Below are 17,356 nucleotides of genomic sequence, written 5' to 3' on the forward strand. Positions count from 1 at the left end.
CGCTGCAGCGACCTGCCTTAGTTTTTTTCGCGGATCGCCATCAGCTCTTTGGTATACGCCAGCCCGATGTGGTCGAATGCGCGGGGATAGTTCTTCAGCAGGGTAATAACGTTTTCACGGTTGAAATCGTCCGGTAATGCCCACGCCTCAACGATCTCAAGCAGGTAATCCGCTTGAGGTTCTACAGCTGATTTCTTGCCTTCGGCACCCTTCTGGAGCTTTTCATCCATGGCGTGCAGTTCGTCCAGGGTTTTGTGGCGAAAGGTGAAGGTCAGCTTTCCATCCTCTTTCCCGGCACGAGGGATGCTCGCAGTGGTGGAAAAAGTGGGGTCCGGAATCAGGGAAAATTGGGTCATTTTGGTTCCTCAGAGAAAAGAAAGCCCGGCGAACCGGGCCAGTTAATTAGCTGACGGTGACCGTGCAACCAGATGAGGCCAGGGTCTTGCCTGCGGCGTCGGTGACCTCGCAGGTGTAAGAACCGGCATCGCCGGATGCAACCGAAGGGATGTTGAACGTCGAGGCTGTTTTGCCCGGGATAGCGGTACCGCCTTTCTTCCATACGTACGTGTAAGGCGCGGAGCCGCCCTGCATAACCACCGCCAGATCCAAAGAAGAACCTGCAGCAACACTTTTGGTGGATGGAAGGTTAGTCAGGAAGGCAAGAGGTGTAGCGGATGAGTCGGCGATCGGGTAAATCTGCATGTCCGATTCGAAGTTCATGCGCGCTTCGTTACTTTCCACTGCGTTGATTTCGGTTTTAGGCACGCGCTGGAATGACACCTTGGCGGAATAGAAGCGGTCGGCCTTACCACGCGGATTGTTAAACCATACCGCAGTGGTATCACTCGAATCATCGAGGTCAATCAGACGCTTATAGATAGCCAGTTGCGGGTCGTGGGCGAACGTATAGACCTGAACCACGGCGTTTTTAAACGTCGGGATGGTACGGGCCTTATCATCTTCCAGGAACTGCACACTGATGGTCTGCTGGTCACCACCTTCGGTGGACAGCGTCATAACCTGCGGCATGGTGATCCACGAGTCGATTTTGCGCAGAGTACCCGCGCCGGTGCCCGCGGGGAATTTCCTGGTGTCGGTGGTATCGAATGCTTCCAGCACTATCTTGGTGCTGGTAACCGATTTAACGCGTAGCACCATGTTATCGAGCTTCAGCCAGCCAGAGCTGACCTGAACGACATCGCCCGCCAGAATGCCGGCAGCGGAGGAAACAGTAAGCTCACACTCCGTTGCATTCGATGCTGCAGTGAAAACAATTGGTGCCAGATAGGCCCTGGCCACGTTCACACGTGAGCCATTGGGGATAGCGAATGCCATAGCACTCTCCTGAATTTAGATAATAAAAAACCCACCGGGTGGTGGGTCAGTAATCAGCGCGGTACTGCATGCTGACGGGAGTGGTGTAGGTGATGGAGCCGCTGCTGCCGTTTGGTGCTGACGTTGGTCGGTCCTGTACTGGCGTACGAACTTGTGGTGGTCCGTTTATGTACACTGTCAGGTCGCCATCCACGAGCGGCAGACCTTCAGGGAAAGCATCAGCAACAGACTTAGCTAACCCCCTGGACAAGCTCACACCGTTACCTGCTGGTGCGATGATGTTGAGTTGGAGAATGCCCTGATAGGTGCGCAGCTGGCCTTCCATATCCTGCCCCACGGTTTGCGCCGGTAAGACATAAACGCGCCCATACGGCGCATTATCAGGGGGAGCGAAGCCGATGTTTGGCCAGGCCACTGGCAGCCCAATAGAGGAGCAAACAGCCGCTACACGACCTTCCAGCAGATCAGCAATCCGCATTGACTGATCACCGGCCATTACGCACCTCGCTCATTGCTTCACGGAATAGTTGTGCCGCGTCAAGTGCTGTCAGTCCGACCATACCGCCTGGCGCCTGATTTGAATGTCCGTTTTCCAGCGCCTGCGCATATGGCAGGTTGTTGGTGAAGAATATCGAGCTGACCTGCCCTACCCTGAACACCTCAAGCACCGCCAGGCCGCGGGAATTTGAGCCCTGGCCGGAGGCGTCAGGCGTGTCGTTCGACTCTGTCGGCTGGCTATCAAAGCCCACATACCAGTTGTTTTTGAAGCGCCCACCGACATAGCCATCTGGCTTTTTGATGTCCATCGAATCATTGACCTTAAGCCCACGCTTAAGCCGCCCGGCCTTCGTCAGGTTTGCCGGGTCATCACGCAGCGCAGCATTGTGGTCTCGTACCGCATCGTTATAGGCTGATGCAGTCTGGTTGACCTCCCAATTATCAGGCTGGCCAACCGGGGACATATCCACCAGCCGCCCCAGGATTTTGATACCCGTTCGCCTGATAACGTTATCCATTTCCTCCTTAGAGCCATCAACGAACAACTTAATGGCAGCCAGGAACGGCTGATTAGCAGAACTGTCCATAGTTACGCCCTTAGTTGGATGTTATAGGAGATCAGCACGCCGGCAGGTTTAACCGGATTAGGCTGTACCACCCGCCATGCCTTGCCGTCGATCTCAATGCGGTCGTCAATACGCACTTCAGTTTCAAACGTGGCTGCGAGTTTCTTGTCACCAGTGGCAATCAAGGAGCCATCGATTTCACGGGAGGAATACTCGGTGATAACGCCAGTGACGGTCGAAGTGATCGCCGGAGTCGTTAACTCTTTACCGAACTGATCGCGGGTAGTGCCGCCACCGCGGGTTAGCGGATAGGCCTTCCCGTTCTCGGTCAGCAGCCGGGTCGCGGTGTTTCGCATGCGTCGGTAGTCGATTGCCATATCACCCCCTTTCAATGCGGATCTGATTGCCGCCGACCACCAGCCCGCGCAGCGAGGAATAGAACCAGGGGAACGACGGCGTAGCCTTGTTCGTGCCAGGTTCGTACTGGACCGTTACCGCGCCCTCAACACGCTCCATAACCACCGCGCCACCACCAGCGACCGACGGCGTGAGGTCAATCTCCTGCGACTCGATAGCCAGGCGACATTGCGCATCAACCAGAAGTTGAGGGATGGCGTCATCCGGCATGTCAACGCCATCGAAGCGCACGCCCGAACGCGGCCATGACAGCGGCTGCGATGCGCTGGAGCGCTGCCCTCGCCATATTTTCCCTTCCAGAAAGTCCATCGCCTGCATCAGCAACGTCTCACACTCTTCATCGTCGGCAGGAATGGTATATCTGCGCCCCGCCACGAATGCGCGCAGGTCAACCACGCTGGCATAGCTGTTGAAATCACGTGAATGGGGATCGGCAACCAGCATGGTTATTCCTCCAGACGCCAGTCCAGCGCCAGCCAGTTGTCAACCTCGTCAGGGTGAACCCCAGCGCTCAGCGGGCCGCCTGGGAACTCCGGGGTATCACGCACCATGACCACCAGCACAACTCCCTGCTGTTCCTGCTGCTGTTCCTGCTGCTGTTCCTGCTGCTGTTCCTGCTGCTGTTCCTGCTGCTGTTCCTGCTGCTGTTCCTGCTGCTGTTCCTGCTGCTGTTCCTGCTGCTGTTCCTGCTGCTGTTCCTGCTGGGCAGGAGTTTGATCAGCACCGTTCTGCGCGGCAAGCTTTTCAGCTTCACGCTTCGTGCGTTGCTCTCTGGTTAATCCGGCCATTGGGCCTCCTGAAAAACAAAGGGGCCGAAGCCCCTGTGGTTAACCCATGATGATGGTGGAATGCTCAGGCTGAACGGATGCAACACCCCACGCTACACCAACCTCATAGCGCACCTGACGGTACTGGCGATAAAGCGCGATCTGGAAGGTGATGCCAGAGACCGGATCGGTTACGTTCATCACGTCGTCAGCGGTATCTCCGCCTTTTGGCATGGCCGGGGTACGGCAAGCCAGCAGGAATGCGTTACGGTCAAAGGCAACGTTTGGCACGAACTCGCTCAGCACTGTGACAGTTGCCTGGTCTGCAAGGTCCTGACGCAGGCCGGGCGCTCCGATGGTGATAGCGGAAGAGGTTGCCGCTACGACCATGTACTGGTTGTCATCGCCATCGAACTTCACTGCGGTCCCGGCAGCAATACCGCCAGTGCCAGCAGAGATAGCAACAATGATGTCGCCCTCTTTCTTCGCGCCGTTGACCTTATAGCCAGCCGCAGTGCTTTTCGCGGTGCGCTTGATGTTGGCAGATTCGTGCAGGTTAAAGCCCATCACACGACCAATGATGCCTTCACGCAGCAGTTGATCGGTACCGGCTTCGTTCGCTTTGAACAGTACGGACTGTTTGCCACGGATGGACGCCATCGCTTCGCCGCCCAGGACCATGCGCAAGTCAGTGGTTGGTGCGCCGTTATCAGTCAGCACCTGGCGAGCGTTCGCCGCATCAGACAGGTCGTCTTTGATGCTGAACGGGGTGTCTTTCGGCGCGCCAACTGCGCGGGAAGACTTGTAAGCCAGCGCTGCCAGGTCAGCGTCCATTTCGTTGCTCAGTGCGCGGAACGCCTGAGAGAACTGGTCAGCCAGAACAATGTCATAGGTGCCTGATGGCCCGATGGCAAGCTGCTCTTCACCATTCCATTTGACCGGAGCCATTTTGGATTTGGTGATTTTGACGTCCACAGTACCAATGTTCTGATCACCGTCGTTTGGCGCGGTTGCCGCCGGAGTGATATCAACGGTGGTGGTTTTTGGTGCGACCGGTGCGGTCACGGTCTGGTTTTTAGCCGCGGCATCGGCTTTGGCGTTACGGGCCACTGCCGGGATAAAGCCTACCTGCTCACGGGATACGCGATTCAGGGCGGTGAAGATAGTTGGGATAAGGCCAGTGAGGGTGTTGGACATTCAGGTTTCCTTTCGGTTAATCAACGATGCTCGTGCCGCCGCCAATTACCGTTTGTTGTTCAACTGGTGGTAAGGCGTCGAAAGCAGCGCGTTTCATGGTTTTCTGCCCGGCCTGATGCTGCGACTGGTGAGAGCCACCGCCGCTGGTGCCGGACGATTTGAGGATGTAGTCTTTCTGCGGATGCAACTCGACCAGGGATTCCAGCGCTTCATCGAAGCCAGCCAGTTCGCCAGGCTTGGTGCGAGAGAACACCTTGTTGCCCTGCCCGTCGTAGGCCACGACCTTGCCGTCTTCGATTTTGAAGTTCTGGCCGAAGTGGGAACGCACGAACTCAGCCGGGATCGCCATCTTCTCGGAGATAAATTTCGAACCACCGAAGCGGCCGCCGATCATCTCGTCGTAGAGCTGGGTTTCGAGCTGTTTGGTCTTGCCGTTCGCTTCGTCCAGCTGCTGCTGGTAAACCTTGGTGATCTCGGCCTTCACCTGGTCAACGGCGCCAGCGTCGATCAGCTTCTTCTGGTCGATTTTGGTCATCATTTCCAGGGCCTCAAGCGCCTTGGTCGGGTCGGAGATGCCAGCGAATTTCGCGAGACTGGCTTCCGCCGCCTCCTTCGCTTCGCGGTGAGATTTGGCTTCACCGTTCAGGGAGGTGATTTTGGTCATCGCTGCGACCGCGTCAAACGGGATTTCTTTGCCGTCATCATGGACATAGACAGGCATACCGTTTTCAACGACCACATTGCCGTTAGCATCAAGTTTGAGTTTCATTGTTTTGCTCCAGCCTTCCGGCCATTGATAATGGGTCATCCGACCCGGGCGCCGCGTCGCATCCGCTCAGCGGCAGGCATAAAAAAAGGCCGCCGGGAGGCAGCCTTGATTTGATTTATGAAAATCAGAGGTGGGAATTATTCAGTGCTGTGAAGCCTGGTATAGACAGAGCCGATCAGGACGCCAATCATTCTTCCTTCAGGTGTGTTTTCTCCGGCCTCCTTGCAGATAACATCAAGCTGCTCAATAACGTCATCAGGCAGCGGTTCGGCATGGGCCAGTTCAGATGCTTTTTTCAGGTACGGGAATTTATTCTCAGCCACTCTAATATCTCTGGGTCGATAATGTTTTGGTTATCACCATTCATGAATGCGGAAATAATCTCAGCAAACAGTTCCCTGGGCGATTCTGCAGAATAGGCGCTTAATGCACGCCACCAGCCTTTATCATAGGCACTTTGAATAAGTGGGCCAACTTCTGGATTAGCGTAATACAGGTGATGCCCCATCTCATGCCAGACAGTGCCCTGCACCGAAGGTACTGCGACAAAAGGCAACTCTGCGGGGGCAACATCGTCTACGGATTTGGCTATTTCTCCGGATAAGAGTTCTGGCCGCACCATGAAAGTCATGTCCACGCCGACACTGTTTTTCCTGATGGTTTCCCATGCTGCCGGGTCAAGCGCCCACGGGGCCACATGCACTGCCTTACGATCTGACAAATATGCACCGGCGGCCGTACTTTTAATTCCTTCCTGTTCGCCAAACGACGTCAGTGGGGGCAAGTCAAATCGAGTGATAACGTCTCGCGCAGCGCCAGCCGCCACTCTTGCAGACTCAATCGAAGTACCCTCAGGGAAGTGAAGATCCTCAGCAATAACACCGCGCATACCATGTTCAATTTCTGCAACGGTCTGCGCATCTTCCAGTGAAAAGTTTTTGCCTTCAGGACTCGATACACGCCTCAGTTGTTGAAGGGTGAGAAACTCCCCACGGTCGTTAAACATCTCAGGTACAGTGATTTTGCCATCACGCAACATCAGTGCCCTTGTCACGCCCAGTACCTGTTCCTGCCGTGCGTATGGCTGCCGGGCGAGCCAGTCGGCATAGCTGGTTTGCGCTGGCACCTGTCCATCCATTGATGCGCGTGTGGTGCTACTCAGCTCGCCGGAGGGAATCTTCAGCTCTTCCCACGATTTCGTAACCAGAATTTCGCATGAGCGACAACAGAAATGGATTTTACCGGGTCCGCGCAGATACGGAATCTGATGCCCCAGCGGCTTGCCATCGAGCGAGTAAAGTTTGCGGTCGCGGATGATGCACCACTGGCTGGTATGGGTGTCCAGCGTGGATGACCACTGTTTGGCCTTCACGATATCACTATTAGCCTGGGCGAACTCCTGACGCGCAGTGGCGGCCATATGATTAACCGCTGTACGCGTCACTACAGCCAGGTCGCGCCGGGATGCGTTGATTGCCCCGTCTTCACGGTTGAGTTTTGGTGTGCCGGCAACGCGCCGGACAATCTGCTCTACTGTTTCCCCCTGGAGGAACCCAGATCGGACAGCGTTGGTGATTTTGTCCAGCCGGTCAGCCTCAAGCTTCTGGCCCCACTCCTTCAGCAAGCGCCCCTGGAACGGCTGCGCCACTGCTGCGGCGTAAACCTGCTCAGATGCGATGCTCTGCAGCGGCACATGCTTGAGGATTTGCTGCGGTATGATGCTGCTGAACAGGTCCAGTTGATACCCGACCTCATACTCAACGTAGTGCATCAGTTCGCGTGCCAGCGCCTCGTTAATCGGTTCGTAGGCCTGCTGATTAAGCTCACGTACTCCAGCCAGCATCGATGCCAGGCGACGGGCGGTGTAGGTATCCGCCCGTTTGCCGTCCAGAAGCACCAGCAGTTTCGCGGCCAGCTCTGCATCCAGTTTATTCAGCAGCGCCACCATGCGCCGGGCGACGCCAGTGCCGTAGCGCGTCACATACAGGCCATGCGCTATCGTCTCATCCTGCAGACGGTCGTTGACGGAACGGGCCATGTCACACCTCTTCTGTTGGAGGTTCGGTCAGGGAGGCCGACTCGGTCAGCAGTTCGCTCAGCACCACGTCAGGGTCCGCATCGGCATCGATGATGTTCAGCTTCTGCAGGGATTTGATAGCATCCACACGACGGATATCACCGCCCTGACGTAACGCCTGGATGGCCAGCGCAGCTGGTGGGTTAAACTCTTTCGACTCCACATCCAGTTCGGTACGGACATCAACGCTGCCGCCATCTTTCTCACCGATGTACTCAGCCATGATTTGCAGGATGTTGTCTATCGCATCCTCCAGGCTGGTTGCCATGGTGTAGAGCGGCGATTGCTCCTGCATTTTCTCTTCAGAGGTCTGGTCTACAGACTTGGTCGAGGTATTGTCGGTGCGCAGCAGCTTCGCGCCAGCCTGGCGCATCTGTTCTACCAAATCGGTAAGAGAATCTTTTCCGGCACCAATGGCAGACCCGGTGTGCTCGGTGTATTCCATCCCCTGCTTTTGCCGATCGGAAAAGCTGGTAGCCGAAGAGGAACCAATAATTAGTTCCTGCCCTTCCTCAAGCCCAAAGACGGACAGAATGGGAACTCGAACAACATGGAGAATGTTGTCCTGCTCGCTCTGGCTCTGCCAGTGCTTCACGTTCAACAGTGCCATATTCAGCAGCGGCGGCGAGCCGCACATAAAGCCGGTGCGCTTGGTGTAGAGCGTGACCAGGGTGATATCCCGACGGGAGGTTTGCCATTCGTCGTGTAACGCCCAGGTGGCCTGCACCTCTGCACCGGTAGACTTCCGGAAAATCTGCACCTTGCCCGGCGTCAGGAGGCGGATCTGTTCGACTTTCGTTTGCCCGAAGTCATCACCGTCTTCGACCACCACCTCTTTTATGCGCAGCGCAGTGAGCTGAACCTTGCCACCAACCATCCTCGACTTCCAGCCGATCACCTGGCGGGGATTCAGCATGGTGACGTACGGGCGCGCGCCGGTGGCCTTCTCATCCGCTTTGGTCTTCACCTGTTCGGTGTCAACGCGAGGATAGTCCACCAGCGCATGGGAAAGGCCATACTGCATCGCCAGGCTAAAGAACGACTGCGCCCATACATCCAGACGGGTGCCTTCAAGGTCCACGTTTTTTGCGAACTCACGCAGCTGGTCCGGCACGTTCTCGCCCAACTGGATTGGCTCAGCGAATACGCGTCCGACGTTCTGGTTGATCGTCTCTTCGTAGGCAGGAAGGAGCGTGGCTACCGCCAGGCGCTTTTTGTAATCCTCTTTGTCTTCTTTAGGCCAGCGCGGGAGATATGTTTCACCGAGCTCGCGCATGTACAGTGTGCCGCCCATGAGGGCGTCGTTAATGTCCCACGCCTGCACCATGTTCCCATAGTCCAGATTGGGTGTTGAAATATCAGGCATGGAGTTAAATCCGAAGTTGAGTGACTTTGCCGGTAGGCTTAATGATCGGGAATTGCTTCACGATGTAATACCCGCCAGCATCATTGGGGTGATCGTTGTCGGCTGATTTGTCCGGCTCGCCGTTCGCCGCCCAAACCTGCTGTTCCAGGCTGTCGGTATAGACCGGACAGCGGGTAACGTTCACTTTGTAACGTCGCTCGCCGTTGCCGTTGCAGAACATGGCATTCATGGAGTTAATGCGATCTTTCACCGGCGGGTTGGCTGCATTCACCACCACGCTGAATCCGGCCTGTTTGAGCTGCGCGATGTCCGTGGCGCTGGCATTGTTCGATTTGCGCGAATCACCGGAGGCGTCGGGATAGATGTAAATCTGACGCGAGGCGACGTAACGCCCACCTTCATAACGCCAGAACTCCTCCTGGATGCGCTTAATCATCGCCGGGGTATCGTAGACCTTCACCAGTTCACGAACGGCACGTGGCTCTCCGTTACGCAGCACATGAACAATGGCCGCCATCTTCCCGACGTTGAAGTCCATACCGATGTAAAGCGGTTCGCCAGCTTGTTCCTCATCGACACATCCATTCAGCCGGCGGTCGAACTGGTGGTAGATAGTGCCGCTGGTCAGGTTGGTGAACCGTCCTCGCAAATACGCCTTAATCAGCTCTGGCGGATAGGAATCCATCAGCGAAGGGATGTAATCGTGGGGAAGGTTCGCTTCATTATCGAACGTTGAGGCCTGTATCAGGCCATACAACGTCGCCAGTTCAGGCTTATCGCGCACCGCTTTAACAAACTGCTGGTAGACGAACTTAAAGCCCTCTGGTGTCGTGGTCACATCAATGCCGTTACGCAGGCCGTCAACCTTGTAACGCATACGAGCGATGATTTTTCGCCATGCCTGCTGCGCTTTTGCAGCGGCCATAACGTCCAGTTCATCAACCATCGCGTTGCCGATTTTGAAACCGACAATAGAACCGGGCTTCTCCATCGAACGGCAGATAGTCGTTCCGCGGTACTGACGCCCGGCGTAGAAGTGAACCTCTTTGTTCCCCTCGTTAATTTTGACGTTCATGCCCCAATCGAACGCTACCTCTTCTACTGTCGGGTAGAAGATGTCACGGATCTGCGGATAGGTCGGCGCGAAGTAGCCCTGGTTGATTTTGGGGAACTCCCACATTCCTTTGCAGATACCGCCGCAGCCAACCCACGTCTTACCGGAACCGAACCCGGCAACGTAGGCCTTAAACTTATGCGGCATAGCGAGGAAGCGCGCCTGGGGAACGTTAAGCGTCGGCGCTATCATCACGAATCCTCGCGTCTACCACGTTAATGTTGATTGCAACTGGCGCCGGAACATCATCATCAGGATCGGCTGCCAGCTCTTTGCGGAGTTTTTCCACCTCCAGCTGCCGACGCTCGATTTCAATCTGTTGCAGACGCTGCGCAAACTCACTATCGGCCAGGCCAAGCCGCTTCATCACGGCTTCATACATGCGCTCGCGGCTTATGGCTGTTATCTCAACGCCATTCTTACCCAGCTTCACGCCGGAATAAGCCAGGGCAGCATCAGGGGGAAGTTTCCGTGTATCCGCGAAGTATGGCTGTCCTATTCCGTCGCCATTGCATCGTGGACAATCAGGGTTAGGTTCCCGGTTGTGGTCGTAGCCATAGCCACCAACGTCTACCGGCTCTTTACCCTTTTTCTCGAGCGCTTTTAGCCGATGCTCTTCAAACTCCACCATGTCACGCCACTGGTAATGGTGGCCGAAGCCCCAGCAGTAACGACACGCACCGCGGCGATACTGCGAAAGCTGGTTTGCATCGAAGGTGGCGAGCTGCCACATCTGCGCGAGGACTTCATCTGCACTACCAAGGGTGCGCTCAATAGATGCTTTCTGCTGCTGCGCAATAGCCTGAGCCACACTAACTTTTGCTAACAGCCTTGCACCCTGCTCATTGGCTGTCTTTTTACTGTACCCCGCCCGGATAGCAGCCTGTGTGGCATTGCGATCCTTAAGGTATTCTGCGACGAAAAGTCTTTGCTGTGCCGTCAAGCCATCATCATCCACCAGCTCATCTGCGCACTTTTCCTTTTGCGCAGTGCGAACTTTCTTCTGCGCAGTTTGCGCAGTAGGCTTTTTGATGTGTCGGCGTGCGGTTGCATAATTCAGTCCCTGCGCTTCACACCACTCCTTCGGTGATACGCCGGTTACGGCATGGTCGGACAGGAACCGTTGCTGAAGCTCGCCCCAGTCCGGTTTTGCCATAAATTATCTCTTGAGCTTTGCAAGTGGTGGCAGATAGTTACTCAGTCACTAATTAAACAGAGTGATAAGAATGAAATTGCTTAATTTGGAAGGTCAGCAGGTTTAACGTGGTAGGCGTTCGATCTTTACCTCGCCATAACGAATGCGATGTTGCACTTCACCGTTTACCGCCACAATGTGGCCTCTATAATCACGCTCAACGTACACGACTTCCCCCTTAACATCATCAGCAGTCAGACACGTCTTCACTTCAACGCCATCGAGATACACGGTGATACTTTCACGACCGGGGATGATTCGCTCACCCGGATCATCTTCAAGGACTGTTATTCGCATCGTGACCATCCTCCTTAACGCAACAAACCGCCGGGATTTAACTCTTTACTGATGGCAGCTTTGACGAGGCTGGTAGCCAGCTCGGTGAAGCGCTCATCAACAGTCTGCTCCCATGACTTCACCGAAGAAGCTGAAAAAATTCTGCCGGAAATGAAAGCTTCATTGATGAACACATGTCCATCCTCAGTCTTAAATTGCGGTTGTTTGCCGAAGTCGCCCTCCACCAGATAGCTAATAGCAAACTCTTGCCCGGCAGCGGTGAGGAAGTTGTAATGATTCTCACCACGAAACGCCGCCACCGTATCCTGCGTCTTCACAAAGCCCAGCTCACGCAGTTCGGCAGCACCAGCCTTTGACGGCAAATCGCCATTCGCCAGCGCGCCACGAAAGAAAAGCGCGTGCAGGACGTCGCCAGCAGCGCAGGACAATTCTTTATTCATGGTTGTTTCCCTTTTAGGTGTGAGCCTGTCGAACGGGAAAACCGCCGCTGAAGCGGAATGCCCCAGGCTCACTACTGAAAGATATCGTTAGGCTGCGCGTACGAGGCGCAATAAAAAAGCCACCAGCGGATGCCAGTGGCTTAGACAGAGAAAGTAAAAATCCGCCTAAAGGGGATTAAGACCACATTTAGGAATTATCAGCACCGCCAGGGCGGTTAACTGGATTTGTAACTTCAAACAGGCGAACTACAGGTTCAGATACACCATCGCTTACTGATGTTCGAATGGTATGATCATCACGTGGGGTGAAAGTAACATCAACTTCATAACCCATTGCTGCATGCTCATCGCACAAATAAGCGTTGGTATTTTGTGCCCAAATGGCAGAAAGATCATCGAGTTCACGACGAAGACGAACGCCGATAATCTTATTTGCCGGACGGCCACACCCTCTAATGATACAGATGCCTGACATCCTATTTTCCTTTTCTGGTTAACCACAAAGGAAAGTATCACATCAATAAAGGTTATTCAGCGACTTTTCTAAATGTAACCATTCCGTGCTGAATTTTACTCTCAAGCCCAATACGCTCTTTAGCAACTTCGCAATGACTTGCAAGCAATTCAAATCCAACTGAATTTCTGGATAATTTTTCAGAAACCAGCAAGGTGGTACCTGATCCAGCGAATGGATCCAAAACGAGATCACCCGGTTTAGTGAAAAGCTTAATAAACCATTCAGGCAGAGACTCTGGAAACGCAGCGCTATGGCTTTTGTTTCCGCATTCGGTAGCCATGTGGAGAACGTTTGTTGGGTAAGCCATTTCTCTTTCCTGCCAGTTAGAAATATTCTTTCCAAAGCCACTTCCCACTCGCGACTCATCACGAATGACGTCTGTAGAGCTAAGTTTTTTCAATCGCTCTTTTTTCCAATCCCCCATTGGAACCATAACTGCATCTTGGTACATCGCGAACTTTTTGGCTTTTGTAAAATGTAGACAGCGCTCCCAAGAATCTCGAAACCGATTCGGCCATTTCCCAGGGAAAGAGTTTTTCTTATGCCAGATATATTCTTCCGTCCATAACCATCCAAGCTGGCGCAGTCGGATTATTAACTCCAGTACGTATGTGTGCCTTTCGCCATTTACAGCCTTTTCTTTGATGTTAAGCACAAACGAGCCAGTTGGTTTAATAACACGATGTAGTTGCTCAGCGATGGGAGAGAACCACTCCACATATTTATCGGGAGAAATGCCACCATAAGTCCCTTTGCGCTGGTCTGCATAAGGTGGAGATGTAACAACGAGATCGACGCATGATTCATCCATCATGGATAATAAATTGAGACAGTCACCCTGATAGAGATTTGTTCCCTCTGTCATGATTTTAGTGGTGGCTTTTTTTAACATCCCATAGACCTCATTATGAAAGTGTTTGGATACTATCAAGCAAAAGAAAAAAGGTCCAGTGATTTGTGCAAAAATGATCACCTCAAGCACTGCCCACGCACATACGCCTGCAGGCCAGTCAGTTGTTTGGTGATGGTTTCGATTCGCTCTCTGAGGGTGAAATAATCCCGTTCAGCGGCGTCAGTAAGTCGGGCGGTGTTGCCATCATCCACGCTGGTGGTGCTGGCCGTTCCGTTCGTGGGACATTTTGCGTTGATGCGCAGCCCGCACTTGCCAGAGCTAACGCAACGCTGCAGATCATCAAGCTGCTTTTTCGCATCTGCTAAATCCTTTGTGTATTTCTCATCCAGTGCGGCAACGTCACGCTGGCGCACCTTCATATCGTTAATGGTGTCGTTCGCCAGGGCGAGTTGTTCAGCAGCCTTATCGCGCTGCTCTTTGTAGGTGATGGCATTATCGCGGTAGTGATTGACCGCCCAGCCGAGCGCCACCAGCAGGCCGGCGACTCCCAGCAAGATAATTAGTTTTGCTTTAAAGGTCATGTTTACCTTCCGCCAGGCACATGGAGCGCTCCATCTCGCGCCGGTTCTGTAGTCCCTTCCATTTCATGCCACCAGCGTAAACCCAACGGCGCATCTCTTCGCACGCACCTGCATGGTCGCCTGTATTGAGTTTCCGCAGGAGAGTGGATTTAGAAAACGCGTCAGCTCCGACATTGAACACGAAGCTGTAAAGCGCCGCACGCTGGTATTCTCCAAGAGGTACTTTCACCAGGCTGTCCACCGTACGCTTGGCTGGCTGGAGGTCTTTCCACAGCAGCTGATCACACTCGCGATCGGTATACGTTCTACCCCTGACGATATCCCGCCCTGTATGACCGTCACAGACAGTCCACACACCTGCGACGTCTTTATAGGCTTCATACTTCCGGCCTTCGACGCCATCCTGCCCACCGAGGAACAGTGAGGCGATCAGCATCGCGCCACCACCAGCTGCGGCTATCAGTTTATTGCGAAGGCTACTGGTCATCGGCATATCATTCATCTCCTACCTTTACCGCCGGACCGTATTTCTCCAGTGCTTTTACCTGCGCATTGGCGACCTTACGTTTGAAATACCAGTTAATGAGTCCGGTAACGATTATCCCGGCAATACCTGCCAGTACGCCGATGGCGCTCCATTCGTCAGGACTCAGTTTTGTGAGGACGCCGTTCAGGATGGTTCCTCCTGAGGTGCCGAGGGCGACTCCGGTGACTAGTTTGCTCATATGGGACATATCTCTCACCTCCGATAAGGTCGGGGTGCTGTGTGAGTAGTTGGAGGGTGACAACCAATTGGCGGCCAAAATGCACTCTGTAAAAGACGCCCGGCGGACGCCTTTAGAAGAATGTTATTTCGTTTTCTTAAGGAGCGGCCAGAGCAGAAGTACCGCACTAGCCACCAGCACACAGTCAGCCAAGATCGACATCAGCTTGCTGGTAAAGTCGAGGACGATTACCGAACAGCAGGACTACCGAAACGCATTTAGTAGGTATGATACCCACAAATATCTTGACCTCCATAGTATGAGTGGGTATTATACCCACAAGTTAACGAGATGGAGGATTGATGAGCAGTGCAGAGTTAATGAACAGACTGATGGCTGATGGATGGGTTAAGCAGCGGCAAAACGGAAGTCATGTAACGCTGAGTAAGCCAGGGGTACAGGATATTATCACCGTACCCCACCCCAGAAAGGATGCATCAAAGGGGGTTATCCGACAGGCTCAAAGAACGTCAGGAATTAAGTTGTTATAACAAGGGTGCGGCGCAAGCCGCCCCTCTCTGCAACGGTCATCATCCGTAACTGATGAGGTGAATATGATTTATCCGCTCTTTATTTTCAGAACAGACAGCGGCACGTATGACGGCTATTTTCCTGATGTGGAGGGATGTTTCTTTGCCGGTGATACGTTCGAGTCGGCCATACGCGATGCGGAAACCGCGTTCGGGCAGCACATGGAAGTGCTCACGGAACAAGGCGGCCATGTTCCAGCGCCTCGCGATCCGGGTGATTATCTGGGTGACGAAAGATTAACCGCCGATGGTGGTTTTCTCGCGCTGGTGGAGATTGATCCGACCAAGTATGAAACCAAAGCTGTTAAGTTCAATCTTACGATGCCTGGCAATCTGTTAAACGCGATGGATCGTTACATCGAACAGAACGGGCATAAAAACCGCTCTGCGTTTCTTGCCGACTTAGCCAGGAAAGAGATCGCCAGAAACTGATTTATGGGCACCTTCGGGTGCCTTTTCTTTTGACGCAAAAAAACCCGCTCAGTGGCGGGTTTCGTAACGGTGAACACACAATGCCCATCGTTGAAATGAAATTAACACAGATTCGGGAAAAGTAAACAGTCCACGATTGAAACGCACACCGTTTTCGTGAGCTTTATCGTGTTATCAGCTTGAGCTGCGCTTCTGCCCAGGCTTCTTCAATATCAAACTTGGTGATCAACTGGTCGTAAAATGGCTTGACCGACTTCTTCCATGTATCCAGGCTGATTGCATCAGTGATCTGGCAGACAGCTGCATGAGCCTCTGTCGAAGGAATCCGCTCATAACCGCGACCACTGCAGCGCTTACAGGCAGCCAGCACTGGCACGCCCTGCTCCTCTGTAAGTACCTGATTCACTGCCAGCCCCCTCCCATGACAATCTCTACAGGCGCAGCTGACAACCTTCTTCCCTTTGCAGGTCGCGCATAGAACACGAGCCATTCCTTTTACCTGGCGCCGGTTCTGATGCTGCGAGGGAATAACCTTCAGTCCCCATTTCTTGGATTTTTGTATGATGTCCTTTGCGCACCCAGACATGCTGGTTTTCATAGTGAAGACATCAGCCTCGATAAAACCCTGCCCCGCGCAGCAATAGCACAGTTTTACGCTGGCAGCGCTGCGCGAGTAGTCTTCAAAAGCGAACGTAGCCAGATGATGCATTACCAGCGGCTTAACTCCGTCGCCCAGCTTGCGCAGCGCAGCAACTTTGTCGCATTTGGTCAGCGCATATTCGGTCAGCAGCGCGATCGCCCTCTCCCGGTCGTTATGACTGATCCCCATCTTACCGAGGAAAGCGCTGTAACCCATGGCGGCACGTTCCTGTGTCATGCCAATGGCTGCCATGACGTCCGTACCAGTCAGAGAATCTGATGAGGTGGCACGCGGGGAATCGCTGATCATCGTGGACTTTGCAAAGTGGTATTTCACGGTGTTTTCGAGGTTCATGCTGGCTCCAGCTCAGTGATGGTTAATTCCAGTTTGCCGCCCTTAATAATCGGCATCCGCTTTACGCGGTAATCGTCTACCTGCTGGTCGTCCTGCCAGAATCCGGCTTTCGTCAGCGCGTCGAATGCCGCCTTCTGAAGATTGTCCAGGTCTCTGCGTCGGCGGTCTGGCATATGGCACTTGATACTGATCTTCACCGGCGCAGTGATGCCGATATCCAGCATTCCGTCTTTGATGATTTGGGCTACGTGGTCGCGGTACGCCTGCCCTTCTTTGCTGATGTGCGTACGTCCACGATTGTGCCGGTAGTAGCGGTTGTTGCTCGGCGGCCATGTCAGGCTGATTCGATATTCGTTCATATTTTTACTTTCCCTTCTTTCAGCCAGATAACCTGTGTGCGGGCCATGCCTTCAAGCGCGCACTCCTTTGCGTAATCTGCATCGACTACGCGGGTGCGGCGGTCTAATTCGTCGTGGCAACTGCTACAGGCGATAGTAGCGATCAGATCAGGCGGCTTGATACCGGTACCGCAAAGTCCGGCCAGGCGGATATGCGCCAGAACTGTCGTTTCAGGATTGCCATTGCAGACGCCGGGGATCCGCATCTGACATTCGCGACCGCGGGCCTCTTTGCGTAAATCTGCCATG

Annotated in this window: 26 protein-coding genes and 1 pseudogene; 2 read left to right on the forward strand and 25 right to left on the reverse strand. The window is 53.9% G+C overall.

From position 1 onward, the window contains the following. Positions 1-17 precede the first annotated feature (17 nt). The 22 genes and pseudogenes from M1D91_RS17345 to M1D91_RS17450 all read right to left on the reverse strand — a co-directional run bounded on the left by M1D91_RS17345 (position 18) and on the right by M1D91_RS17450 (position 14,915). On the reverse strand, positions 18-356 hold the full coding sequence (locus M1D91_RS17345) for a phage tail assembly chaperone (protein WP_437431840.1): 339 nt from the start codon (positions 354-356) through the stop codon (positions 18-20). A 46-nt stretch (positions 357-402) separates the two neighbouring features. Beyond that, positions 403-1,335: a phage tail tube protein gene (locus tag M1D91_RS17350; RefSeq protein ID WP_437431839.1), complete on the reverse strand. Its 933-nt coding sequence runs from the start codon at positions 1,333-1,335 to the stop codon at positions 403-405. Positions 1,336-1,381: 46 nt separating this feature from the next. Then, on the reverse strand, positions 1,382-1,831 hold the full coding sequence (locus M1D91_RS17355) for a phage tail terminator-like protein (protein ID WP_437431838.1): 450 nt from the start codon (positions 1,829-1,831) through the stop codon (positions 1,382-1,384). Beyond that, complete coding sequence (locus M1D91_RS17360) at positions 1,821-2,420, reverse strand: hypothetical protein (protein WP_437431837.1); 600 nt, start codon at positions 2,418-2,420, stop codon at positions 1,821-1,823. Before M1D91_RS17360 ends, M1D91_RS17355 begins: the two co-directional genes overlap by 11 nt. 2 nt (positions 2,421-2,422) lie before the next feature. After that, positions 2,423-2,776, reverse strand: coding sequence for a hypothetical protein (locus M1D91_RS17365; RefSeq protein WP_437431836.1), 354 nt, complete (start codon positions 2,774-2,776; stop codon positions 2,423-2,425). A 1-nt stretch (position 2,777) separates the two neighbouring features. Continuing rightward, positions 2,778-3,260, reverse strand: coding sequence for a DnaT-like ssDNA-binding protein (locus tag M1D91_RS17370; protein ID WP_437431835.1), 483 nt, complete (start codon positions 3,258-3,260; stop codon positions 2,778-2,780). A gap of 2 nt (positions 3,261-3,262) precedes the next feature. Next, entirely contained in the window at positions 3,263-3,604 is a 342-nt protein-coding gene (locus M1D91_RS17375; RefSeq protein WP_437431834.1) for a hypothetical protein, read from the reverse strand. Between the two features lie 39 nt (positions 3,605-3,643). After that, positions 3,644-4,780 (reverse strand): P22 phage major capsid protein family protein, encoded by a 1,137-nt coding sequence (locus tag M1D91_RS17380; protein WP_437431833.1) that lies wholly within the window; start codon positions 4,778-4,780, stop codon positions 3,644-3,646. 16 nt (positions 4,781-4,796) lie between these two features. Beyond that, positions 4,797-5,549, reverse strand: a complete 753-nt coding sequence (locus M1D91_RS17385) for a DUF6651 domain-containing protein (protein WP_437431832.1) — start codon at positions 5,547-5,549, stop codon at positions 4,797-4,799. A 137-nt stretch (positions 5,550-5,686) separates the two neighbouring features. Further along, on the reverse strand, positions 5,687-5,872 hold the full coding sequence (locus M1D91_RS17390; RefSeq protein WP_437431831.1) for a hypothetical protein: 186 nt from the start codon (positions 5,870-5,872) through the stop codon (positions 5,687-5,689). A gap of 605 nt (positions 5,873-6,477) precedes the next feature. Continuing rightward, positions 6,478-7,587, reverse strand: a pseudogene (locus M1D91_RS17395) (phage minor head protein); the annotation flags it as partial. A gap of 1 nt (position 7,588) precedes the next feature. Next, on the reverse strand, positions 7,589-8,992 hold the full coding sequence (locus tag M1D91_RS17400) for a DUF4055 domain-containing protein (protein ID WP_437431830.1): 1,404 nt from the start codon (positions 8,990-8,992) through the stop codon (positions 7,589-7,591). Between the two features lie 4 nt (positions 8,993-8,996). After that, entirely contained in the window at positions 8,997-10,301 is a 1,305-nt protein-coding gene (locus M1D91_RS17405; RefSeq protein ID WP_437431829.1) for a terminase large subunit domain-containing protein, read from the reverse strand. After that, a complete protein-coding gene (locus M1D91_RS17410) occupies positions 10,279-11,262 on the reverse strand; it encodes a terminase small subunit (protein WP_437431828.1) in 984 nt (327 codons plus the stop codon). The genes M1D91_RS17405 and M1D91_RS17410 overlap by 23 nt, the downstream gene beginning before the upstream one ends. A 102-nt stretch (positions 11,263-11,364) precedes the next feature. Next, positions 11,365-11,598, reverse strand: coding sequence for a hypothetical protein (locus tag M1D91_RS17415; protein WP_437431827.1), 234 nt, complete (start codon positions 11,596-11,598; stop codon positions 11,365-11,367). A gap of 14 nt (positions 11,599-11,612) precedes the next feature. Continuing rightward, entirely contained in the window at positions 11,613-12,038 is a 426-nt protein-coding gene (locus M1D91_RS17420) for a hypothetical protein (protein WP_437431826.1), read from the reverse strand. A gap of 187 nt (positions 12,039-12,225) precedes the next feature. Then, positions 12,226-12,513: a hypothetical protein gene (locus M1D91_RS17425; RefSeq protein ID WP_437431825.1), complete on the reverse strand. Its 288-nt coding sequence runs from the start codon at positions 12,511-12,513 to the stop codon at positions 12,226-12,228. Positions 12,514-12,565: 52 nt separating this feature from the next. Continuing rightward, positions 12,566-13,447: a DNA-methyltransferase gene (locus M1D91_RS17430; RefSeq protein ID WP_437431824.1), complete on the reverse strand. Its 882-nt coding sequence runs from the start codon at positions 13,445-13,447 to the stop codon at positions 12,566-12,568. Between the two features lie 77 nt (positions 13,448-13,524). Continuing rightward, positions 13,525-13,989 carry a lysis protein gene (locus M1D91_RS17435; protein WP_437431823.1) on the reverse strand — a complete coding sequence of 155 codons (465 nt, stop codon included), beginning with the start codon at positions 13,987-13,989 and terminating at the stop codon, positions 13,525-13,527. Further along, entirely contained in the window at positions 13,979-14,476 is a 498-nt protein-coding gene (locus M1D91_RS17440; protein ID WP_437431929.1) for a lysozyme, read from the reverse strand. Before M1D91_RS17440 ends, M1D91_RS17435 begins: the two co-directional genes overlap by 11 nt. A gap of 7 nt (positions 14,477-14,483) precedes the next feature. Beyond that, a complete protein-coding gene (locus M1D91_RS17445; RefSeq protein ID WP_164529886.1) occupies positions 14,484-14,723 on the reverse strand; it encodes a class II holin family protein in 240 nt (79 codons plus the stop codon). A gap of 114 nt (positions 14,724-14,837) precedes the next feature. Next, positions 14,838-14,915 carry a DUF3927 family protein gene (locus M1D91_RS17450; RefSeq protein WP_457976346.1) on the reverse strand — a complete coding sequence of 26 codons (78 nt, stop codon included), beginning with the start codon at positions 14,913-14,915 and terminating at the stop codon, positions 14,838-14,840. Between the two features lie 140 nt (positions 14,916-15,055). On the opposite strand from M1D91_RS17450, the gene M1D91_RS17455 reads away from it, so the two are divergent. Then, positions 15,056-15,244: a type II toxin-antitoxin system HicA family toxin gene (locus tag M1D91_RS17455; protein ID WP_437431822.1), complete on the forward strand. Its 189-nt coding sequence runs from the start codon at positions 15,056-15,058 to the stop codon at positions 15,242-15,244. A gap of 63 nt (positions 15,245-15,307) precedes the next feature. Next, the gene (locus M1D91_RS17460) at positions 15,308-15,715 is read left to right on the forward strand and encodes a type II toxin-antitoxin system HicB family antitoxin (RefSeq protein WP_437431821.1); all 408 of its coding nucleotides are present in this window, start codon (positions 15,308-15,310) and stop codon (positions 15,713-15,715) included. Positions 15,716-15,878: 163 nt separating this feature from the next. On the opposite strand, the gene M1D91_RS17465 is transcribed toward M1D91_RS17460, so the two are convergent. Genes M1D91_RS17465 through M1D91_RS17475 form a run of 3 tightly spaced genes read right to left on the reverse strand, consistent with a single transcriptional unit; the run spans position 15,879 to position 17,355 of the window. Further along, the gene (locus M1D91_RS17465; RefSeq protein ID WP_437431820.1) at positions 15,879-16,709 is read right to left on the reverse strand and encodes an antitermination protein; all 831 of its coding nucleotides are present in this window, start codon (positions 16,707-16,709) and stop codon (positions 15,879-15,881) included. Further along, on the reverse strand, positions 16,706-17,068 hold the full coding sequence (gene rusA / locus M1D91_RS17470; RefSeq protein WP_437431819.1) for a crossover junction endodeoxyribonuclease RusA: 363 nt from the start codon (positions 17,066-17,068) through the stop codon (positions 16,706-16,708). Before rusA ends, M1D91_RS17465 begins: the two co-directional genes overlap by 4 nt. After that, a complete protein-coding gene (locus tag M1D91_RS17475; RefSeq protein WP_437431818.1) occupies positions 17,065-17,355 on the reverse strand; it encodes a DUF1364 domain-containing protein in 291 nt (96 codons plus the stop codon). The genes rusA and M1D91_RS17475 overlap by 4 nt, the downstream gene beginning before the upstream one ends. Position 17,356 lies beyond the last annotated feature (1 nt).

The sequence above is a fragment of the Enterobacter sp. SA197 genome, from assembly GCF_054131575.1.

Bases quoted from the DNA above. Each gene is read 5' to 3' on its own strand.
- M1D91_RS17345 (WP_437431840.1), bottom strand. From the start codon at position 356: ATGACCCAATTTTCCCTGATTCCGGACCCCACTTTTTCCACCACTGCG.
- M1D91_RS17350 (WP_437431839.1), bottom strand. From the start codon at position 1,335: ATGGCATTCGCTATCCCCAATGGCTCACGTGTGAACGTGGCCAGGGCC.
- M1D91_RS17355 (WP_437431838.1), bottom strand. From the start codon at position 1,831: ATGGCCGGTGATCAGTCAATGCGGATTGCTGATCTGCTGGAAGGTCGT.
- M1D91_RS17360 (WP_437431837.1), bottom strand. From the start codon at position 2,420: ATGGACAGTTCTGCTAATCAGCCGTTCCTGGCTGCCATTAAGTTGTTC.
- M1D91_RS17365 (WP_437431836.1), bottom strand. From the start codon at position 2,776: ATGGCAATCGACTACCGACGCATGCGAAACACCGCGACCCGGCTGCTG.
- M1D91_RS17370 (WP_437431835.1), bottom strand. From the start codon at position 3,260: ATGCTGGTTGCCGATCCCCATTCACGTGATTTCAACAGCTATGCCAGC.
- M1D91_RS17375 (WP_437431834.1), bottom strand. From the start codon at position 3,604: ATGGCCGGATTAACCAGAGAGCAACGCACGAAGCGTGAAGCTGAAAAG.
- M1D91_RS17380 (WP_437431833.1), bottom strand. From the start codon at position 4,780: ATGTCCAACACCCTCACTGGCCTTATCCCAACTATCTTCACCGCCCTG.
- M1D91_RS17385 (WP_437431832.1), bottom strand. From the start codon at position 5,549: ATGAAACTCAAACTTGATGCTAACGGCAATGTGGTCGTTGAAAACGGT.
- M1D91_RS17400 (WP_437431830.1), bottom strand. From the start codon at position 8,992: ATGCCTGATATTTCAACACCCAATCTGGACTATGGGAACATGGTGCAG.
- M1D91_RS17410 (WP_437431828.1), bottom strand. From the start codon at position 11,262: ATGGCAAAACCGGACTGGGGCGAGCTTCAGCAACGGTTCCTGTCCGAC.
- M1D91_RS17415 (WP_437431827.1), bottom strand. From the start codon at position 11,598: ATGCGAATAACAGTCCTTGAAGATGATCCGGGTGAGCGAATCATCCCC.
- M1D91_RS17420 (WP_437431826.1), bottom strand. From the start codon at position 12,038: ATGAATAAAGAATTGTCCTGCGCTGCTGGCGACGTCCTGCACGCGCTT.
- M1D91_RS17425 (WP_437431825.1), bottom strand. From the start codon at position 12,513: ATGTCAGGCATCTGTATCATTAGAGGGTGTGGCCGTCCGGCAAATAAG.
- M1D91_RS17430 (WP_437431824.1), bottom strand. From the start codon at position 13,447: ATGTTAAAAAAAGCCACCACTAAAATCATGACAGAGGGAACAAATCTC.
- M1D91_RS17435 (WP_437431823.1), bottom strand. From the start codon at position 13,989: ATGACCTTTAAAGCAAAACTAATTATCTTGCTGGGAGTCGCCGGCCTG.
- M1D91_RS17440 (WP_437431929.1), bottom strand. From the start codon at position 14,476: ATGACCAGTAGCCTTCGCAATAAACTGATAGCCGCAGCTGGTGGTGGC.
- M1D91_RS17445 (WP_164529886.1), bottom strand. From the start codon at position 14,723: ATGTCCCATATGAGCAAACTAGTCACCGGAGTCGCCCTCGGCACCTCA.
- M1D91_RS17450 (WP_457976346.1), bottom strand. From the start codon at position 14,915: ATGTCGATCTTGGCTGACTGTGTGCTGGTGGCTAGTGCGGTACTTCTG.
- M1D91_RS17455 (WP_437431822.1), top strand. From the start codon at position 15,056: ATGAGCAGTGCAGAGTTAATGAACAGACTGATGGCTGATGGATGGGTT.
- M1D91_RS17460 (WP_437431821.1), top strand. From the start codon at position 15,308: ATGATTTATCCGCTCTTTATTTTCAGAACAGACAGCGGCACGTATGAC.
- M1D91_RS17465 (WP_437431820.1), bottom strand. From the start codon at position 16,709: ATGAACCTCGAAAACACCGTGAAATACCACTTTGCAAAGTCCACGATG.
- rusA (WP_437431819.1), bottom strand. From the start codon at position 17,068: ATGAACGAATATCGAATCAGCCTGACATGGCCGCCGAGCAACAACCGC.
- M1D91_RS17475 (WP_437431818.1), bottom strand. From the start codon at position 17,355: ATGGCAGATTTACGCAAAGAGGCCCGCGGTCGCGAATGTCAGATGCGG.